Raw genomic sequence first — 18472 nt, forward strand, 5'->3', positions numbered from 1 at the left:
CCTCCTCAGACAACACCAGCTCGGCCATCGGCCGCCCCATCTTCGCCATGGAAGCAGTCTACTTATTCAACGAATTCTCGGCGCAGGACACTAGGAGGGGCTGCTGGCCTCCGCGCAGGCGCTGGGTCCGGCCGGGACCGAGCACATGGCGAACACCCTGACACGCTTCCAGGCGCTCGCCGAGGGCTCCTGCGTCTACCCGGGTGTGCAGAACATCCTGCTCGCCGCCCGCGCGCTGGGGCTCGCGGCGAACATCACCATCTGGCACCTGATGCTGGAGCAGGAGTGGAAGGCGGCCCTCGGTATTCCCGAGGACATGCACACCTTCGCCGCCATTCCGGTCGGATGGCCGCAGGGCGACTTCGGTCCGGTCAGCCGCCGTCCGGTGGCGGACGTCATCCACCGCGACCACTGGTAGGACGGCGCCGCGCAGGCCCCGCCCCGGCGGTTCGGCGGGGTCCGGGCCGGTGGGTGTCGGCGGCCCGGCGCCCGGCCGCGACCACCAGGAGTTCGGTGGCGGGGGCCTCGGTCCGCCCGTACTCGAGCGGGCCGGGGACCTCGACGGCCGGGGCCGCTCCTGGCCGTGCGTGTCTGACGCCGGACACTCCCCGGCCCCTTCCCGGAGTCCGCCGAAGCGGTCGTCGGGCTGGGCCCCGCTCGCTGTTCCGGCCTACGGGCCAACCCCGTCCGAGTGAAAGGCAGTTCGACACACCGGCAGATCATTGTCATGCCCTGAACACGCCGTTACGCTGTGCGGGCTTCGGCCCCTCGGCCCGTCCCGCACGGGCCCGGGGGCCGTTCTTCTCCCCCCACAGAGCAGGAGCAGGTATGCCCAGACGAGCCGCCGTCCACACGAGGGCCCGCGCATCCGTCCTAGCGGCCCTCACCGTCACGGCGCTGGCCGCGGCCGGCACCCCGGCCTTCGCCGCTCAACCCGACGACCACCCCATGAACCGGGCGTTCGCACGCGCGGCTGCGAAATTCGACGTACCGCGCGATCTGCTCGCCGCCGTCGGATACGGCGAGACCCGTCTCGACGGCCACTCCGGGCGCCCCAGCCAGGCGAACGGCTACGGGGTGATGCATCTGGTGAGCAACCCCCTGAACCGGACGCTGGAGCGGGCGGCCGCTCTCACCGGCGAGCCCCTGGCCGACCTCCGCGGCGACACCGCGGCCAACATCCTGGGCGGCGCCGCGGTGCTGCGCGGCTACGCGGACACGTTGGGCCTCGACGCCCGGGAGCGCGACGACATCAACGCCTGGTACCCGGCCGTCGCCCGGTACAGCGGCACGCAGGGGTCGGCCGCGGCCCTGTACGCGGACACCGTCTACACCCTCCTGGCCGACGGGCTGAACGCCGTCGTCCCCGGCGGCGAGCGGATCTCGGTGACGGGCCGCCCCGTCTCGCCCCAGAAGGGTTCACTCACCGCCACCGAGGTGCGCACCCAGAGCCCCGACTATCCGTCGGCGCTGTGGGTGCCGGCCAACGCGAACAACTTCGCCGTCGGCCGCTCGGCGAAGATCGACAAGGTGATCATCCATGTCACGCAGGGCTCGTACGCGGGCTCGATCAGCTGGTTCCAGGACCCGGTGGCGGAGGTGAGCGCGCACTACGTGGTGCGCTCCTCCGACGGTCAGATCACCCAGATGGTGCGCGACAGCGACACCGCGTACCACGCGCGGAGCGCGAACGCCTCGGCGCTCGGCATCGAGCACGAGGGCTTCATCGACGACCCGTCCTGGTTCACGGACACGATGTACCGCTCGTCGGCGGGCCTGACCACGTACCTGTGCGACCGGTACGGGATCCCGAAGGACCGGGCACACATCATCGGGCACAGCGAGGCGCCGGGCAACGACCACACCGACCCCGGACCGTACTGGGACTGGACGCGCTACATGGAGCTGGTCGGCGGGAACACCGGCGGCGGCAGCAGGGACGGACTGAGCTTCGCCGCGTACGCGACCCAGCGCAGCGGCTCGACGGGCGCCCAGGTCAAGGCCGTTCAGCAGCTGCTGGGCGAGCAGGGACACCCGGCGGGCTCGGTGGACGGCAGCTTCGGCCCCGCCACGCAGAGCGCGGTGACGGCGTATCAGGCGGCCCGCGGGCTGGACGCCGACGGTGTCGTCGGAGCCAGGACCTGGACCGCGCTGCTGTCGGCCGGCGCGGCGACGACACTCCGGCAGGACGACTCGGCGAGGCGGTGAAGCGGCTCCAGCGCTCACTGACCGCAGCGTTCGGCTCGACGGTGGACATCGACGGGAGCTTCGGCCCGGCCACGGCGACGGCGCTGCGCGGCTACCAGACGAGCCGGGGACTCACGGCCGACGGCATCGCGGGGCCGGCCACCTGGGCGGCGCTGCAGGCGGGCCGCTGACGGACATCGTCGCGGCGGGGTGGTGCGGATCGCGCATCACCCCGCCTTCTCGCGTGCCGCCGTTCCCCGGGCGCCATGGACGCCTCCCGGGTGCCGGCCGCGGGATCCGCCGGGCATCACCCGCGGCTCCGTCCCGCGGCACCGCCCTGCCGGCGCTGGAGCACGCACCGGCACGTCGCCGGGGCCTCGCCGCGGGCTTCGCGACCATCAACGGGCCACCGGGGCATCACCCGTACCGCGGAGTCCCACGTCACGTTCAGGTAACCTGCCGGAAACCCTTGACGTTTCTCCTGACTCGTTCTTAACCTCACTGCGTAGTTCGCATTCTTTGCAGTTCACGTGCTGCGGCGCTTTCCGCAGTGTTTTGACAGGCACAGACATAGACCACCTGTCGGTGGTTTCGTCATGCCTGTTTTTTTGTGCTCCCCGTGCCGCCGATGGGTCTTCCTCGAAGGCGGATTCATGGCACAACGTCCGAGCGTCAAAGGCGTCGCCGACGTCGTTGCGCTCATCGATGGGCTGGGAAAGATCACCGGCCGGGCGCAAGTCATCTGGTTTCTCGTGTTCGGCGGGCTGTTTCTCGACGCCTATTCGAATGCCGCGCTGAGCGCCGGTCTGGGACCGATGACGTCCCAGATGGAGCTGACCAGCACCCAGGTCTCGATCCTCACGGCCACCGCTCCGGCCCTGGCGATCATCTTCAATCCGGTCGGCGGCTGGCTCGCCACCCGGATCGGCCGCGTTCCCCCGCTGCTCATCGCGAAGGTGTTCGCCATCGCGGGCGCCCTGCTCGCCGCCTTCGCCGGTGACTTCACCGTCGTCTGGCTCGGCCGGGTCCTGGTGGGTGTCGCGTACGGCATCGACTTCGCGGTCGCCATGGCGCTGCTCGCCGAGTACACGCCCGCGAAGCTGGGCGGCCGTCTGAACCTGTGGCAGGCCGTCTGGTACGTCGCCACCACCAGCAACCTCGCGCTCGCCCTGCTCTTCTTCAATCTGGACGTCGGCGCGGACATCTGGCGCTGGTCGGTCGGCTCGGCCGCGGTCGTCGCCGCCGCGCTGCTCCTGGGCCAGTGGCTGATGCTCAAGGAGAGCCCCACCTGGCTGGCCAGCAAGGGCCGGCTGGACGAGGCCGTCGTCAACCTGGACAAGATCTACCGGATCGAGGCCGTCGCCGGCCGGCCCGACGAGGCGACCCGCGCCGCCACCGAGGCACCCGCCATCGGCTTCCGCCAGGCCGGGCTGCTCTTCAAGGGCGAGTACCTGCCGCGCACGATCCTCTCCTCGGCGATCTCGCTCGGACAGTCGATGCAGTACTTCGCGGTCGGCTGGTACCTCCCGCTGATCAGCCTGACGATCTTCGGCGAGAGCTTCGAGAAGGCCACCATCGGCTCGATGGTCTTCAACGCCTTCGGTATCGCGGGCGGCCTGCTGTCCGCGTACTTCGGCCGCCGGCTCGGGCTGCGGCTCAGCTCCGCCGCCGGTTTCGCCGGGGTCTTCGTCGCCCTGCTCGCGATGGGGCTGACCTTCGAGAAGGTGCCCACGGCCGTGGCGTTCCTGCTGCCGGTCCTGTTCATCCTCTGCCACTCGGCGGGCCCCGGCGCCAACGGCAAGTCCATCGCCGCGCTCTCGTACAGCAGTGACGTGCGCGCACTCGGCACCGGGGTCACCGGGATGGTCGGCAGCTTCGGCAGTGTCGTCGGGCTCTATGTCTTCCCGCAGATCAAGGACTCGCTCGGACTCGCCGACACCTTCCTGGTGCTCTCCGTCGTACCACTGCTCGGACTGATCACCTGTCTGGCGATCAAGTGGGACCCGACGAAGGCCGCGTCCCCCGACGAGGCCGTCGGGCAGGACCGTGACGCCACCGCGACGCGATCCGCCCATTCCGCGACCGCGCGCTGACACGCCGCCGGACCTGTCGCACCACACGATGGTCCCCTCCCCCTGTCGTATCCCTCCGCACAGCTCGCGATGCTCGCGATGAAAGGGCTGCAATGACGCAGACGTTCCCCGGCGCCGCCCCACGGCGCGGCGTGCTGGCCATCGACGAGGGCACCACGGGCACCAGGGCCGGAGTCGTTCTCGACTCGGGCGCCGCGCACGAGGTGTTCTACCGGTCGATCAAGGTCAGCCATCCGGACGACCTCTCGGTCGAGCAGGACCCGATGGAGATCTGGACCGCCACCGTCGAGGTCGCGCGCCGGGCCGTCGGCCGGGCCCGCGAGGACGGCATCGAGATCACCGCGGTGGCGCTCTCCACCCAGCGGGCCACGGCGATGCTGTGGGACCGGGTCACCGGGCAGCCGCTGCTGCCCGCGGTGGTGTGGCAGGACCGGCGGTACGCGCACGAACTCATCTCGTACGAGGCGGAGTGGGACGCCGCCCTGCTGGCCCGCCAGGGCCGGCCGGTCGGCGCCCGCGCCCCGTTCCTCTGGGCCGCCCGGCAGATCGCCGGACACCCCGAGGTGGCCGCCGCGCACCGCGCCGGCCGACTGCTCTTCGGCACCGTCGACACCTGGCTGATCTGGCACCTCACCGGCGGCGCCGTGCACGCCACCACCCCGACCAACGCCGCTTCCACCGGCGGCTACCTGCTGGAGCGGCACGCCTGGGACGAGGAGTGGATCGGCCATCTCGGCTTCCCCCTCGACCTGCTGCCGGAACTCTGCTCCGACGACGCCGGATTCGGTACGACTGACCCGGCCGCCCTCGGCATCGCCGTCCCGCTGGCCGCCTCCATGGGCGACCAGCACGCCGCACTCGTCGCGCTCGGCGGCCTCGCCGCCGGGCAGGGCATGTGCGTGTACGGGACCGGCGCCTTCGTCGACGCGGCGACCGGCACCACGCCCGCCCTGCCCCGGCCGGACATCTCCGGGGTGCTCGCCCAGCCCGGCCGACGGCAGGGCGACATCAGCCACTACAGCCTGGAGGCCTACACCTCCACGGCGGGTTCGGCGCTGCGCTGGCTCTGTGACGACCTGGGGCTGTTCGCATCGCCGAAGGAGCTCGGTGAGGAAGCGGGCCGGGTCCCCACCCGGCCGGGCCGCACCCCGCGTTTCGTCCCGGCGCTCGCCGGGGTCCGTACGCCGGTCTGGCACCCGGAGGCCACCGCGTCCCTCACCGGGCTCACCCTCGCCACCACCCGCGCCGACCTCGCGCGCGCCGTGCTGGAGGGCATCGCGCACTCGGTGTGCGACCTGATCGATGGGGTCGCCGACACCATGGGCACGCCGTTCACCCGGCTCCGGGTCGGCGGTGGGGTCTCCGGCAGCGACCCCCTCATGCGGATCCAGGCCGACCTGACCGGCCTGCCGCTGGAGCGGGTCTCCGACTCCGCCACCGCCAGCCTGCGCGGCACCGCCTACCTGGCCGGGGTCGCCCAGGGCCTGTGGTCCTCGCTCGAAGAGGTCGTCGAGGCCCAACCGCACGGCCAGGTCTTCGAGCCGTCGATCACGGCGGCCGAGCGCGCCGGACAGCGGGCCGCCTGGCGCGACGTGCTGATCGCCCACCTGAACGACCCCGCGCTGCTTCCCCTGACGCACCCCGAACCCCGAACCCCCCACTGACGGCCCCCGACCGCCGCACTGGCGGCCCGTACCCGACCACGCGGCCGCCGCACCGAAACACCAGGAGTTGATGTTGTGATCACCATGCCCGCCCGGAAACCGCGGCGCAGCGCCGCGGCGACCCGCCGAACGCCCCTGCTGCTCGACCGGGCGGCCCTCAAGCGCCGGCTGGCCGACGACACGTACGACGTGCTCGTCATCGGCGGCGGCATCACCGGGGCGTACGCCGTGCTCGACGCGGCCTCGCGCGGGCTGCGCGCGGCGCTGATCGAGAAGGACGACTTCGCCTCCGGCACGTCGTCGAAGTCCTCGAAGATGGTGCACGGCGGCCTGCGCTACATCGAGCAGGGCAACGTCAACCTGGTCCGTCACTCGCTCCTGGAACGTCACCGCTTCCGCAAGAACGCCCCACACCTGGTGCACCGGCTGCCGTTCCTCTTCCCGATCCTGGAGAAGGAGGGCATCTTCGACGCCCGCCTCGCCAAGGGCTTCGAGGGCCTGCTGTGGACGTACGACCTGGTCGGCGGCTGGCGGATCGGCAAGCTGCACCAGCGGCTCACCGTCCCGGAGGTGCTCGCGCAGGCGCCGACGCTGCGCGCGGAGAACCTCAAGGGCGGGCTGATGTACTTCGACGCCCGTACCGATGACGCCCGGCTCGTGCTGACCATCGTCCGGACCGCCGCCGCGCTCGGTGCGACGATCCTCAACGGTGCCAAGGCCGAGGGTCTGCTGATGCAGAGGGGCAAGGTGTCCGGCGCCCGGGTCTCGGCGGACGGCGACACCATCGACATCCGCTCGCGGGCCGTCGTCAACGCGACCGGTGTGTGGACCGACGAGCTCGACGCGAAGGCCGACGACGGTCACCAGCCGCAGGTGCGGCCCGCCAAGGGCGTCCACATCGTGGTGCCGTGGGACAAGGTGCGGATCAACTGCACGGTCACCGTGCCGATCCCCGGCCGGGCCCGCCGCGCGACCTGCACCCGCTGGGGCAACAGCGTCGTGCTCGGCACCACCGACGAGGACTACCAGGGCTCCCCCGACGATGTGCACTGCACCCGCGAGGAGATGGACTTCCTGCTGGAGGGCGCCAACACCGCCTTCGAGGGGAAGCTCACCCCGGACGACGTGGTCGGCTCCATCGGCGGTCTGCGCCCGCTGGTCGGCGGTAAGGAGGGCGCGACCCTCGACATGCGCCGCGACCACCACATCACCGTCGGCCGCACCGGCATGGTGACGGTGACCGGCGGCAAGCTCACCACCAGCCGGCACATGGGCGAGCTCGTCATCGACAAGGTGATGACCGTCCTCGGCCGCAAGGGGAAGAGCCGCACCACCGACCTCCCGCTGCTCGGCGGTGCCGGTTACGACGCCGAGGCCGTCGCGGCCTCCGGTGGCATCGCCGCACACCTCGGCGAACGCTTCGGCACCGAGGCCCGGTTCGTCGGCGACCTGATCCAGGACGACCCGACGCTGGCCGAGCCGATCGTCGCGGGACTCCCGTACACCAGGGCCGAGGTCGTGTACGCGGCCCGCGCCGAACTGGCCCGCTCGGTCGACGACGTGCTCTCCCGGCGGCTGCGCGCCCGGCTGTTCGCCCGGGACGCCTCCGTCGACGCCGCCGGGGCCGTCGGCGCGATCCTCGGCCAGGAACTGAACCTCTCCCAGGCCGAGGTGGAGCGTTCGGTCTCCGAGTACCTCGCAGCCGTCCGTCACGAAAAGTCCGTACTCCTCGAAGGGGCAGCAGCATGATCAGCCGTCAGACCATCACCCACCCGTTCAACCGGGGCAACTACACGATCGGCGCCCCCAGCTTCGCCAAGTGGGCACAGAACACCCCGATCGGGGACGGCGAGGCCGCCCTCCAGACCGACCCGGTCGAGGTACCCGAGACCGTGATCGAGGCGCTGCGCGAGGCCGCGCACGCCGTGCACACCTCCCGCGAGGAGGTCGTCACCCGGACCCGCGACTGGTGGGCCGGCTCGATGATCGGCGAGACCGAGGGCCGGCCGGCGACCCCGGACGCCGTGATCGTCGAGGCGGCCGACGCCGACCAGGTCGCGGCCGTGCTGCGGATCTGCCACGAGGCCGGCATTCCGGTCACCCCGTCCGCCGGCCGCTCCAACGTCACGGGCGCGGCGCTCCCCGTCTTCGGCGGCGTCGTCCTGGACGTCTGCGGACTGAACGAGATCACCGGCTTCGACGCAGAGTCGAACATCGTGGACGTCCAGGCCGGCATGTTCGGCGACCTCTTCGAGAAGCAGCTCCAGGAGGAGTACGGCGTCACCACGGGCCACTGGCCGTCCGCGTTCGCCGTGTCCACGGTCGGCGGCTGGATCGCCTGCCGGGGCGCCGGTCAGCTCTCCACGCGTTACGGCAAGATCGAGGACATGGTCGTCGGCGTCGACGTCGTGCACGCGGACGGTACGCGTGCCACGTACGGCGACTACGCCCGAGCCGCGGTCGGCCCGGACCTGCGCCAGCTGTTCGTCGGCTCGGAGGGCACCCTCGGCGTCATCGTGTCGGCGCGGCTGCGGGTCCACCCGCTGCCCGAGTACGCGAACGCCGTCGCGTACGGCTTCAAGACCTTCGCCGAGGGCCTGGACGCCTGCCGCCGGATCATGCAGCGCGGCGCCACCCCGGCCGTACTCCGGCTGTACGACGCCCTGGAGTCGGGCACCCACTTCGGCCACCCGGAGACCAACCTCCTGCTGATCGCCGACGAGGGCGACCCGGCCATCGTCGACGCCTCGATCAAGGTCGCGAAGGAGGTCTGCGAGGCGTACGGCCCCGAGCTGGACAGCCAGGCCGTCTTCGAACGCTGGCTGGACGAGCGGATGCTGGTCGGCAAGTCTGCCGACGGCTTCAAGCCCGGTCCGGGCTTCGTCGCCGACACCCTGGAGATGGCCGCGTCCTGGACCGACCTCCCGGTGATCTACGACGAGGTGGTCGCCGCGATCCAGTCGGTGGACGGCACCCTGGCCGCCTCGGCCCACCAGTCCCACGCGTACACCGACGGCGCCTGCGTCTACTTCTCGCTCCGCGGAAACGTCGCCCCCGAGTCGCGCCGCGACTGGTACCGCGCGGTGTGGGACGCGGCCAACGCCGTGCTCATCAAGCACGCGGCGGCGCTCAGCCACCACCACGGCTGCGGTCTGCTGCGCGGCCCCTACCTGCAGGAATCCCTCGGGGCGGGCTTCGCGACCTTCGTCGCGGTGAAGAAGGCCCTGGACCCGGCGGGCATTCTCAACCCTGGCAAACTGGGCCTTCCCAGCCGATTCGGTACGTCCCCGCTGCACTGATCTCAGCAGCCGCGAACCCTCCTTCCATAGGCAGGTCCTTGCCATGACCCCCTCCCCTTCCCGGTCCGGTGCCGTGCTCGACCCCCGGCTCGCCTCGGCCTTCGCCGAGGTGCCGGTCGTCGCGTCGGTCGTCGGCACACAGCCGCTGCGGCAGTTCCTGACCGCACCGGCGAAGGTGTGCATCGTCGCCTCGCTCGCGGTGGGGCAGTTGCCCCAGGTCGTGCCGGCGCTGGGCCGGGCGGGGAAGACCGTGTTCGTGAACGTGGACAGCAGCCCCGGTCTGGCTCAGGACCGGGGCGCGCTGGAGTTCATCAAGAACATGGGCGCGCACGGCGTGGTCAGCACCCGGCTCTCCCTCATAGAGAAGGGCCGCCCGCTCGGCCTGCTGACAATGATGAAGGTGTTCGTCACCGACCGGTCCAATCTGCGCCGCTCCACGGACGCGATCGCGCGCGGGGCGCCGGACCTGGTCGAGATCATGCCCGCCCCGATCATCGCTCGGATGAGCGCGCAGGCACAGCGCGCGATGTCCCCGTCGGTCGCCGCGGGTTTCGTGGAGACCCCCGCGGACGTGGCGCTCGCACTGGCCCTCGGATCGGCCGCCGCCGCCACGTCCGACCCCCGCCTCTGGCATCTGCGCCGGGACCAGCTGCCGCCGGTCCCGCCCACCGCCCTGAAGAGGCCCGCCGCACCACCCCAGGAGTAAGCCCCCATGACATACGTCGTCGTCGCCCGCTACCGCACCAAGGAGGGCGAGGAGAGCACCGTCCTCCCCCTGCTCGACACGATGGCCACCGCCTCCCGCCAGGAGCCGGGCAACCTCGCCTACCGGGTCCACCAGGGCACCGAGGACCCGCGGGCGATCGTGCTGTACGAGGAGTACTCCTCCGAGGCCGACTTCACCGCGCACTGCGCCACCGCGCACTTCCAGGAGATCGTGCTCGGCAAGGTCGTCCCGCTGCTGGAGAGCCGCGACGTGCTGCGCTGCGCCCCGCGTCCGGGGGTGCCGGCGTGAAGACCCGTGCGGTGGTGCTGCGCGGGACATCGACGGCCCGCCCCTACTCCGAGACCCGCCCGGTCGAGGTGGAGGAGCTGGAGCTGGGCGCCCCGCGCGAGGGCGAGGTGCTGGTCCGTATCGCGGCCGCCTCGCTGTGCCACTCGGACCTGTCGGTGGTCAACGGCGACCGGATACGCCCGCTGCCGATGGCCCTGGGCCACGAGGCGGTGGGCGTCGTCCAGGAGACCGGACCGGGCGTCGGACGGGTCTCCCCCGGCGACCATGTGGCCCTGGTCTTCGTGCCGAGCTGCGGCTTCTGCGCCGACTGCGCGGCGGGCCGGCCGGCCCTGTGCGCCCAGGCGGCGGCGGCGAACGGATCCGGTGCGCTGCTGCACGGCCCTTCGCTGCTGACCGACGCCTCCGGCGCCCCGGTCCACCACCAGCTGGGCGTCTCCGCGTTCTCCGAACACGCGGTGCTGGCCCAGGAGTCGGTGGTGGTGATCCCCAAGGACATCCCGTTCACGGTGGCGTCGATGTTCGGCTGCGCGGTCCTGACGGGCGCGGGCGCCGTGATCAACACGGCGGCCCTGCGTCCCGGCCAGTCGACGGTGGTCTACGGCCTGGGCGGCGTGGGCCTGTCCGCGGTCCTGGGCGCCCGTGCCGCGGGGGCGTATCCGATCATCGCGGTCGACCCGGTCCGGGAGAAACGCGAGCTGGCCGTCCGGCTGGGTGCGACGCATGCGTACGCCCCCGGCGAGGCGATCGACGCGAGCCGCGAACTCACCCACGGTGGCACCGAGTTGGCAGTGGAGGCGGTCGGCAGCCCCAAGGTCATGGCCGAGTGCCTGACGGCCGTGGCCCGGGGCGGCAAGGTCGTCTCGGTGGGCCTGCCCGCCCCCGACCGGGTGCTTGAGGTCCCGGCCCTGGCGTTCGCGGGCGAGGGAAAGTCGCTGCTGGGCTCGTACATGGGTGACGCCGTCCCGCGCCGTGACATTCCCCGGTTCCTCGACCTGTGGCGGGCCGGTCTGATGCCGGTGGAGCAAATGCACACGGGCACGCTGCCGCTGACCGGCATCAACGCGGCGATGGAGGAACTGGCCTCCGGCCGGGCGATCCGTCAGGTCATCGACACGTCGGGGATGCTGCACGCCTGACGCGGCCCGACGCGCCGCCACCGGACCCGGCCGGCGGCGTCCCTTCCGGTCGACGGCGCCCCATCCGGTCAGGGGAGGGGCGCCGTCGGCGTCGGCGTCCGGGTCGGCCCGCGATGTTCGGGCACATGTCACATGTGCTCGGCGCCGAGCACATGTGACATGTCATGCGGGCCGCTGGTCCCCGTCGGACGGCGCACGGCGTGCGGCGACCTTGCGACGGCTGATGCGCCACCCCTTCGCACCACGCACGATCAGGTCCTCGTACGTCACGCTGCCGCACGTGCCGTCCGCCCTGGTCCCGATCCCCTTGGACCGGGCGCGCACCTGATCGTCACTCACCTCGGTGAGGATGATGTTGGTGACGTGGTGACCCACGGGGCCGTGCTCCCCCATCGCCCGCGCCGCGTCCCGGACGGCCGCCGGACCGTGCAGGGCCCCGTGCCCCAGATCGGTGGCGTCGTAGACGACATCGTCGGTGAACAGCTCCTCCAGCCGGTCGAGTTCACCGTCATCGACCAGGTGCCCGTGCAGGCCGATCAGTTCCGTGATGGCCATGCGGTCCTCGACACCAAGTGTCATCGCCAGTCCTTTCGCCGCTTCTTCGATTCTTCGGTTCCTCAGCTCCCCCGAAGGTGCGGCAGTTATACGGTGAGAACTCTGCTCAGGGCGCGGCGGAGCGACGGGGACGCCACAGCGACCCGTGGAGTTCATTCCGGTGGAGCAGCCGCGGGGCGCTCGTAGCGCAGGAGCACGACCCCGTTGCCGAAGGTCCGGCTCTCGGTCAGGCGGAGGTGGGTCCGGGCATCCGCTGCCGGGAAGAGGGGCTTGCCCCGTCCGATGAGGACGGGATGGACATAGAGGCGGTACTCGTCGATCAGGTCGTGCCGCATGAACGACGCGGCGAGACCGACACCCCCGACGACCAGGTCTCCGCCGGGCTGCGCCTTGAGGGCCTTGATCTCGTCCACGTCGACGTTCCGCATGATGGTGGTGTTCCAGTCGGCCCGCTCCAGCGTCCGGGAAAACACGATCTTGGGCATGTCCCGCCAGATGCCGGCGAACTCCGCCACGGGTCCGGCATGTGCGGGATCGGCGTCGGCGGTCGGCCAGAACTCCGCCATGAGCTCATAGGTCACCCGGCCGTCCAGAAAGCCGCCCATGACCTTGAGCTGCTGATTGAAGTGGTGGTGCAATTCGTCGTCGACCAGGTGCCAGTCGATCTCACGGTCCGGTCCCTCGATGAAGCCGTCGAGGGACACCGACATCATCAGGACGATCTTCCTCATCGCAGTCCGATCCCTCTCCTCGTCACGATGCGGCCCGGCTTCCGGCTGTCGTCACGGTCAGCTCTCGCCGGAGCCTTCGCGCCATACGAGTGTGTAGCGCCAGAACAGCCTGCGCCTCAGCCAGGCACCGGGCAACACCCGACGCGCCTCGCGAACGATGTCGGCGAAGGTCATCTCCGCCGGCCGGGTCACGGCGGTCATCGAGTCGGGGCGGGACGCCTTGCGCCCCTTGTTCTTGATCAGGGCCATGGCTGCGTTCAGCGGCACGGAAGCAAGGGCCAGCAAGTGGTCCCCCGGGGTCGACTCCCGGGAGAGGCCGACCACCACCAGGGTTCCGCCGGGTGCCAGATGCCCGCGGAAGCGGGTGAGCGCCTCGGTGAACGGCAGATGGTGGACCGTGGCGACGCAGGTGATGATGTCGTACGGGCCGGGTGGTATCCCGCTCGGCGCGTCCGCGACGGTGAAGGCGACCGGGGCGTCCGGGGCGGTCAGTTCACGCGCCTGGGCCACGATGCCCGGGTCCGAGTCGATTCCGTGCACCGCCTTCGCGCGCGTCGCCAGGAGCCGGGCCAGTTCTCCGCTGCCCGAGCCGACGTCGAGGGCCCTGTCGCAGCGCCTGGGCAACTGCCGCAGAATCCACCGGTGGTAGTGCGCGTTGTGGTCCCAGGGGCGGGCGGCGTGGAAGCGATCCAGTGCCCGCAGGACTGGGTGCGGCTGCTTTGTCATGCCGTGATTCCATCAGACCCGCGTTCCGGGCGGTCGGCCCTGTCGAGCGACGCCGGATGGATCGCTCGCGCCGGGACTCGGAGCGGAGTTCCAGAGCCGCCGCACCGCTTTCGATGCCTCGGCGCCGTGCCAGGAGCGGGTGACGGCAAGGCCGTTCCTGTTCGGCGGGGACCTCACCGCCGGGGCGCGCCCGCCAGGGATTACGGGACAGCCCTTGATCAGCGGCACGGGCGGGCGAGGCCGCCGAGCGCGGTCAGTAGTGACCCGTCTCGCCGTCCAGGATCTCCCTGATGGCGTCCAGGTGACCCGCGTGCCGGGCGGTCTCCTCGATCATGTGGAACATGATCCAGCGCAGGCTCGCGGCCGAGGCGTCGAAGTCCGGGTGTCGACCCACGTCGTCGAGCGACCGCGCCGCGATCATCTCGTTCGACGACGCGATCTGCCGGTCGTAGTCGTCGAGGAGCTCTGCGAGCGGGACGTCCTCGACCATCATGTCGCCGTCCTCGGGCCCGTCGAACACGGGCCCCTGGTACGTTGACCGGCATGTTCCTCTCTCGTGTATAGGACCCCGCACTGACCGCACCTCGTTCCACCGGGTGCGGCCCTTCGGTGTCCCCATATGCCCGCGGCGCGGTGCAGCGCGCTGCCCTCCCGAGGAATGTCCCCATGCTTTCTCCCGCGCCCTCGCGCGCCCCTTCGTACGCCGCCGTCCTGCGCACCCGTCATGCCTCCCGCACGTTCGGTTCCGCACTGCTGGGGCGGCTCTCGTACGGGATGGTCTCCCTCTCCCTGACGCTGGCGATGAAGGACACCACCGGCTCCTACTCCGTCGCGGGCGTGGTCATGGCCCTCTTCGGGGCGACCAGCGTCTTCTTGTCCCCCGCCCGTGCCGCCCTGATCGACCGGTACGGGCCGCGCCGAGCCCTGCCGCCGATGGCCGGTGGCTACGCAGCACTGCTCGCCGCCCTGGCGTACGCCACCTGGCGGCCGGGGGCCTCCTCGCTCCTGCTGGGGGTGCTCGCCGTGACCGCGGGCGGCTGCACACCGCCGCTGGGACCGGTGATGCGGACCCTGTGGAGCAGCCTCGTGCCGGAGCGCGAACTCTTGCAGCGCGCCTACAGTCTGGACGGCGTCGCGGAGGAACTTCTCTTCGTCACCGGGCCGTTGATGGTCGGCCTCGTGATGAGGTTCTCCGTTCCCGCTGCGGGTGTCGCGATCAGTGCAGCGCTCGTGCTGGTGGGCGCGCTGGCGCTGGTGTCCTCGCCCGCGGTGCGCGGTATCGGCGCTACACCGTCGACGCAGGAGTCTTCCGGGTCGCAGGAGACGCCCCACAAGCAGTGGCTGCTCGGCATCGTCGGGCTGCGGCACGCCGCGATGGTGGCGGCGGCCGTGGGGCTGTGTCTGGGGGCCCTGGATCTGCTGGTGGTGGCGTTCACCGAGCAGCACCACCAGGGCGCGGCGGTGGCGTGGGTGCTGGCCGCGCTCTCCGCCGGAAGCGCGGTGGGCGGGCTCGCCTACGGCGCCGTCTCCTGGCGCGCGTCGAACCGGGTACGGCTGCCGGTACCGGCCGTCGGCCTCGGGCTGACGATGGCCGTGGCCGGGCTGTCGCCCGATGTGTACGTGCTGGTCGCAGTGGTCGCGGCCGCCGGGGCGTTCGTCGCACCGGCCCTGACCACGGCGTATCTCGTCGCGGACGGGTCCGTGGGCGAGGGCAGTCGCACCCAGGCGGGTGCGTGGGTCAACACCGCGGTCAACGCGGGGTCCTCGGTGGGCGCCGCGGCGGTGGGCCTGCTGGTGGACCGCCTGCCGCCGGCCGCCTGTTTCGCGGTCGCGGCGGTGAGGAGGCCGCCACGACCGGTGGTGTGACGCAACGCCTCGGCACGTCGCCGAAGCCGCCGTGGGGTCGGTCCCTCGGCGGCCGTTACGCACCGGGGAGGGGTGCGCGCGGCAGGTTGGAGCGAGCCACAGGTCCAGCCCACCCAGCTCGGGCACAACCTCGACGAGCCTTTCGTCGGGGACGCACGCCGAACACGGCCGGCTCGACCTGCGGCATTCCTCCATTGCGAGGCCAGTGCCCCGGCAGGCAACGTCTGTCCTGTCGAGCTCGGTGCGTCGCAGCGCTTCGAAAGGCTCTGAGAGGCCCGCTTGCGGGCCTCGCGGCGCGCGGAGCCGTATCCGGCTCCCCTCATGCATGGCCGGCCATTGCTTCAACGGCTACATGTGCATCCATCCGGTTGACGCCAGGGGCGGTTCGCCGCACAGCAGCGATCCTGGCAACGGTCGTGCCCATGCCGTAAGTTGGTGGTCTTTCATGGGCCGTCCAGGCAGAGGGAGCCGACGTGACGCAGCCGGTGCAGGAGGAGACCTGCGTAGTGGTGGTGGGGGCGGGGCCGGCCGGTCTGACCGTGGCCAACCTGCTCCACGGCGCCGGAATTCCATGCATGGTGCTGGAACGGCAGGGCCGTGCATACGCGGAGCAGCGCCAGCGGGCCGGCATCGTCGAGACACGCGCCGTGCGCATGTTCCAGGACTGGGGGCTGGATGCCCGTGTCCTCGGCGGAGCTCCGTCCGACGACGTCCTGGAGGTCCGGGTGGACGGCCGGCACCGCCTGCTGCGGTTCGGCGCCGACGACGATGGCCCTCAGGCCCTGCTGTGCCCCCAGCAGGTACTCGTTGCCAATTTGATCGCGACATTCCTCGACGGCGGTGGCGACCTGCGCTTCGAATCGTCCGAAGTGACCTTGGACGGGCTCACCGGTCAGCGTCCGACTGTCCGCTACCGCAGCCCGGACGGGACCATGCACGAGATCGCATGCGATTTCGTAGCCGGGTGCGACGGCGACCACGGGGCCAGCCGAGCCGCCGTTCCCGAGGGTGAACTGACGGCCTACCCGTTCGATCACGGCATCTCCTGGCTGACCGTACTCGCCGAGGTACCGCCCCCGCCTCACCCCCTGATGGCGATAAGCCGCCATGGCTACGCCGGACACTTCGCGCGCGGTCCCCTCGCCAGCCGCTTCTACCTGCAGTGCGCGCCCACCGACCAGGCGGACGACTGGCCGGACGACCGGGTATGGCAGCACCTGCGGACCCGGCTGGACGAGGATGGCCTGGTGCCAGGCCCGATCACTGAGAAGGTTGTCTTTCCGCTGCGGAGCGTCGTCCACGAGCCGATGCGTTACGGCAGGCTGTACCTGGCCGGCGACGCGGCCCATGTGGTGTCCCCCGTGGGCGGCAAGGGAATGAACCTTGCCCTGTACGACGCCGAGGTGTTCGCCCGCGCCGTACGCGACTTCATCGCCCACGGAGACGAGTCCGGACTGAATTCCTACTCCCGCACCTGCCTGCACCGCACATGGAACTATCAGGAGTTCTCACGCTGGATGACCGAGATGCTCCACGACGCCGGCGACGACTCCCGCACCGGCCCCTTCCGCCGCAAACTGGCGCTGGCACGGCTGGATCGGCTCTGCCACTCCCGTGCCTCCGCCCTCGCCTTCGCCGAACTCATGGCAGGACTCGCCTGAACGTGCACCTGCCGAGAATCCACTACGGAAGCCGGATATCCCCGCTCCGCGGTGCCGTCGGCCGTGGTCGGCCGGCGGCACCGCGGTACGGCCCTCAGGCGGCGAGCCAGTCGTCCCAGACGAGCGCCGGTTCCGCCTCGATCGCCGGCGCCACCGCGTCCAGCAGCCGCACCTGCGCCCCCGGCCCCGCCAGCTCTGTGCGGTACGGGTGGGGCGGGCCCGCCGGCCCGGCGCCGAGCGAGGTGACCGAACCGATGATGCGATTGGGGCCCAGGATGCCGGGGAGTTCGCGCAGCTCCGGGTCCGTCAGGTCCAGGTCCTCGACCAGCAGGTCCTGACCGTCGTACGTGACCCGAGTGGTGGCCCGCACGCTGCCGCCGCGCTCGCCGGAGCGCTCCAGGACCAAGGTCTCCCGCCACAGCTTGCGTGCCCCGGCCGCCAGCGCGACCTCCATCGAGCGCGCCACGCGGGCGCCGTCGCAGACCACGAACGGCCTCCCGTTCCAGTGCAGTTCGCCGCCCTCGGCGATGTCGACCCGGGCCCGCCACGTCGATGTGCCGCCGCGGTGGTCGTACGCGACCAGGCCGGACGGCTCGACCAGTTCCAGGCGGGCCCCGGGGCCGAGCGAGACGCGCAGCCGCAGGTCGTCGCCCGCGAGCAGCCCGGCCCGGGTGCCGGCCAGGGCGATCCGCACCCGGTCGGGGGCGGGCAACAGCGGGCGGGGCGCGAGGAAGGCGCCGGGGCACAGCTCACGGACGACATGGCGGCCCGTGGCATCGCGCTCCACGGCGACGACCGTGGGGTCGGCCGGTTCGGCGGGGGCCGCCGTGGCACCGGTCACGAGTCGCGGCTGTGGCTGTGCGGTGCCATCTGTCCCGGGTCGGTGGGGACATGGGTGCCGTCGCGGTGACGTGCGAGCACCGACCGTACCCAGTCGGCGAGTTCGGTGATCGATGCCGGGTCGTGCTTGGACAGCGCGAGGACCGGCAGGCCGTCGCGGGCGCCGCGGGCGTCGGCGGCCATCGCCTCCACGTCGACCTCGACATGGGGTGCCAGGTCGGTCTTGTTGATGATCAGGAGGTCGGCGCCGGTGATGGCGGGCCCGCCCTTGCGGGCGACGTCGCCGCCGCCCGCCACGTCGATGCAGAAGAGCTGGGCGTCGGCGAGGGCCGGGCTGAAAGTGGCGGTGAGGTTGTCGCCGCCGCTCTCGATGAGCACCAGGTCGAGCGGTCCGTCGCCTCCTCCAGGTCCTCGACGGCGTCGAGGTTGGCGCTGACGTCGTCGCGGATCGCCGTGTGCGGGCAGGCGCCGGTCTCGACGGCGCGGATGCGCTCGGTGGGCAGGACTCCGGCCGAGCGCAGGAAGCGGGCGTTCTCGTCGGTGTAGATGTCGTTGGTGACGACGGCCATGGCGAGCTCACCGGCCAGTTCGCGGCAGAGGGTGGCGAGGATCGAGCTCTTGCCGGTCCCGACCGGGCCCGCGACGCCGAGGCGCAGGGCGCGCGGCCGGTGGTGGTGCTGGTGGGGGCCCAGGGCAGGG

The 18472-nt window shown here is 71.6% G+C and carries 14 protein-coding genes and 3 pseudogenes; 11 read left to right on the forward strand and 6 right to left on the reverse strand.

Going from position 1 to position 18472, the window contains the following annotated elements; all coding sequences use genetic code 11:
- Window positions 1-94: 94 nt before the first annotated feature.
- From ABZ826_RS29915 to ABZ826_RS29955, 9 genes and pseudogenes are all read left to right on the forward strand, one after another.
- A pseudogene (locus tag ABZ826_RS29915) lies at window positions 95-418 on the forward strand (nitroreductase family protein); the annotation flags it as partial.
- Between the two features lie 410 nt (window positions 419-828).
- Window positions 829-2378: pseudogene (locus ABZ826_RS29920) on the forward strand (N-acetylmuramoyl-L-alanine amidase).
- Window positions 2379-2840: 462 nt separating this feature from the next.
- Entirely contained in the window at window positions 2841-4280 is a 1440-nt protein-coding gene (locus ABZ826_RS29925; RefSeq protein ID WP_361455015.1) for an MFS transporter, read from the forward strand.
- Between the two features lie 92 nt (window positions 4281-4372).
- Window positions 4373-5944 carry an FGGY family carbohydrate kinase gene (locus tag ABZ826_RS29930; RefSeq protein ID WP_361455018.1) on the forward strand — a complete coding sequence of 524 codons (1572 nt, stop codon included), beginning with the start codon at window positions 4373-4375 and terminating at the stop codon, window positions 5942-5944.
- A 75-nt stretch (window positions 5945-6019) separates the two neighbouring features.
- A complete protein-coding gene (locus tag ABZ826_RS29935; RefSeq protein ID WP_361455021.1) occupies window positions 6020-7693 on the forward strand; it encodes a glycerol-3-phosphate dehydrogenase/oxidase in 1674 nt (557 codons plus the stop codon).
- Complete coding sequence (locus tag ABZ826_RS29940; protein WP_361455024.1) at window positions 7690-9243, forward strand: FAD-binding oxidoreductase; 1554 nt, start codon at window positions 7690-7692, stop codon at window positions 9241-9243. The genes ABZ826_RS29935 and ABZ826_RS29940 overlap by 4 nt, the downstream gene beginning before the upstream one ends.
- Window positions 9244-9286: 43 nt before the next feature.
- Window positions 9287-9949: a glycerol-3-phosphate responsive antiterminator gene (locus tag ABZ826_RS29945; protein ID WP_361455027.1), complete on the forward strand. Its 663-nt coding sequence runs from the start codon at window positions 9287-9289 to the stop codon at window positions 9947-9949.
- A gap of 6 nt (window positions 9950-9955) precedes the next feature.
- The gene (locus ABZ826_RS29950; RefSeq protein ID WP_361455030.1) at window positions 9956-10258 is read left to right on the forward strand and encodes a putative quinol monooxygenase; all 303 of its coding nucleotides are present in this window, start codon (window positions 9956-9958) and stop codon (window positions 10256-10258) included.
- Window positions 10255-11394, forward strand: a complete 1140-nt coding sequence (locus ABZ826_RS29955; RefSeq protein WP_361455033.1) for a zinc-binding dehydrogenase — start codon at window positions 10255-10257, stop codon at window positions 11392-11394. Before ABZ826_RS29950 ends, ABZ826_RS29955 begins: the two co-directional genes overlap by 4 nt.
- Before the next feature lie 162 nt (window positions 11395-11556).
- Here ABZ826_RS29955 and ABZ826_RS29960 read toward each other — a convergent pair whose 3' ends face one another.
- From ABZ826_RS29960 to ABZ826_RS29975, 4 genes are all read right to left on the reverse strand, one after another.
- Complete coding sequence (locus tag ABZ826_RS29960; RefSeq protein ID WP_361455036.1) at window positions 11557-11973, reverse strand: nuclear transport factor 2 family protein; 417 nt, start codon at window positions 11971-11973, stop codon at window positions 11557-11559.
- A gap of 128 nt (window positions 11974-12101) precedes the next feature.
- Complete coding sequence (locus ABZ826_RS29965; RefSeq protein WP_361455039.1) at window positions 12102-12680, reverse strand: dihydrofolate reductase family protein; 579 nt, start codon at window positions 12678-12680, stop codon at window positions 12102-12104.
- 57 nt (window positions 12681-12737) lie between these two features.
- On the reverse strand, window positions 12738-13406 hold the full coding sequence (locus ABZ826_RS29970; RefSeq protein ID WP_361455042.1) for a class I SAM-dependent methyltransferase: 669 nt from the start codon (window positions 13404-13406) through the stop codon (window positions 12738-12740).
- A 253-nt stretch (window positions 13407-13659) separates the two neighbouring features.
- Window positions 13660-13926 (reverse strand): DUF664 domain-containing protein, encoded by a 267-nt coding sequence (locus tag ABZ826_RS29975; RefSeq protein ID WP_361455045.1) that lies wholly within the window; start codon window positions 13924-13926, stop codon window positions 13660-13662.
- Between the two features lie 146 nt (window positions 13927-14072).
- Here ABZ826_RS29975 and ABZ826_RS29980 point away from each other — a divergent pair, with 146 nt between their 5' ends.
- Together ABZ826_RS29980 and ABZ826_RS29985 are read left to right on the forward strand one after the other, a co-directional pair.
- A complete protein-coding gene (locus tag ABZ826_RS29980) occupies window positions 14073-15272 on the forward strand; it encodes an MFS transporter (protein ID WP_361455048.1) in 1200 nt (399 codons plus the stop codon).
- A 473-nt stretch (window positions 15273-15745) separates the two neighbouring features.
- Window positions 15746-16933 (forward strand): 4-hydroxybenzoate 3-monooxygenase, encoded by a 1188-nt coding sequence (locus tag ABZ826_RS29985; RefSeq protein WP_361455051.1) that lies wholly within the window; start codon window positions 15746-15748, stop codon window positions 16931-16933.
- Between the two features lie 94 nt (window positions 16934-17027).
- Here the strand turns inward: ABZ826_RS29985 and ABZ826_RS29990 are convergent, their stop codons facing one another.
- Complete coding sequence (locus ABZ826_RS29990; RefSeq protein WP_361455054.1) at window positions 17028-17774, reverse strand: urease accessory protein UreD; 747 nt, start codon at window positions 17772-17774, stop codon at window positions 17028-17030.
- Window positions 17771-18465, reverse strand: a pseudogene (gene ureG / locus ABZ826_RS29995) (urease accessory protein UreG). Before ureG ends, ABZ826_RS29990 begins: the two are co-directional and overlap by 4 nt.
- Window positions 18466-18472 lie beyond the last annotated feature (7 nt).

Origin of the sequence: Streptomyces sp. NPDC047515, assembly GCF_040643055.1 — a bacterium.
Lineage (GTDB): Bacteria > Actinomycetota > Actinomycetes > Streptomycetales > Streptomycetaceae > Streptomyces.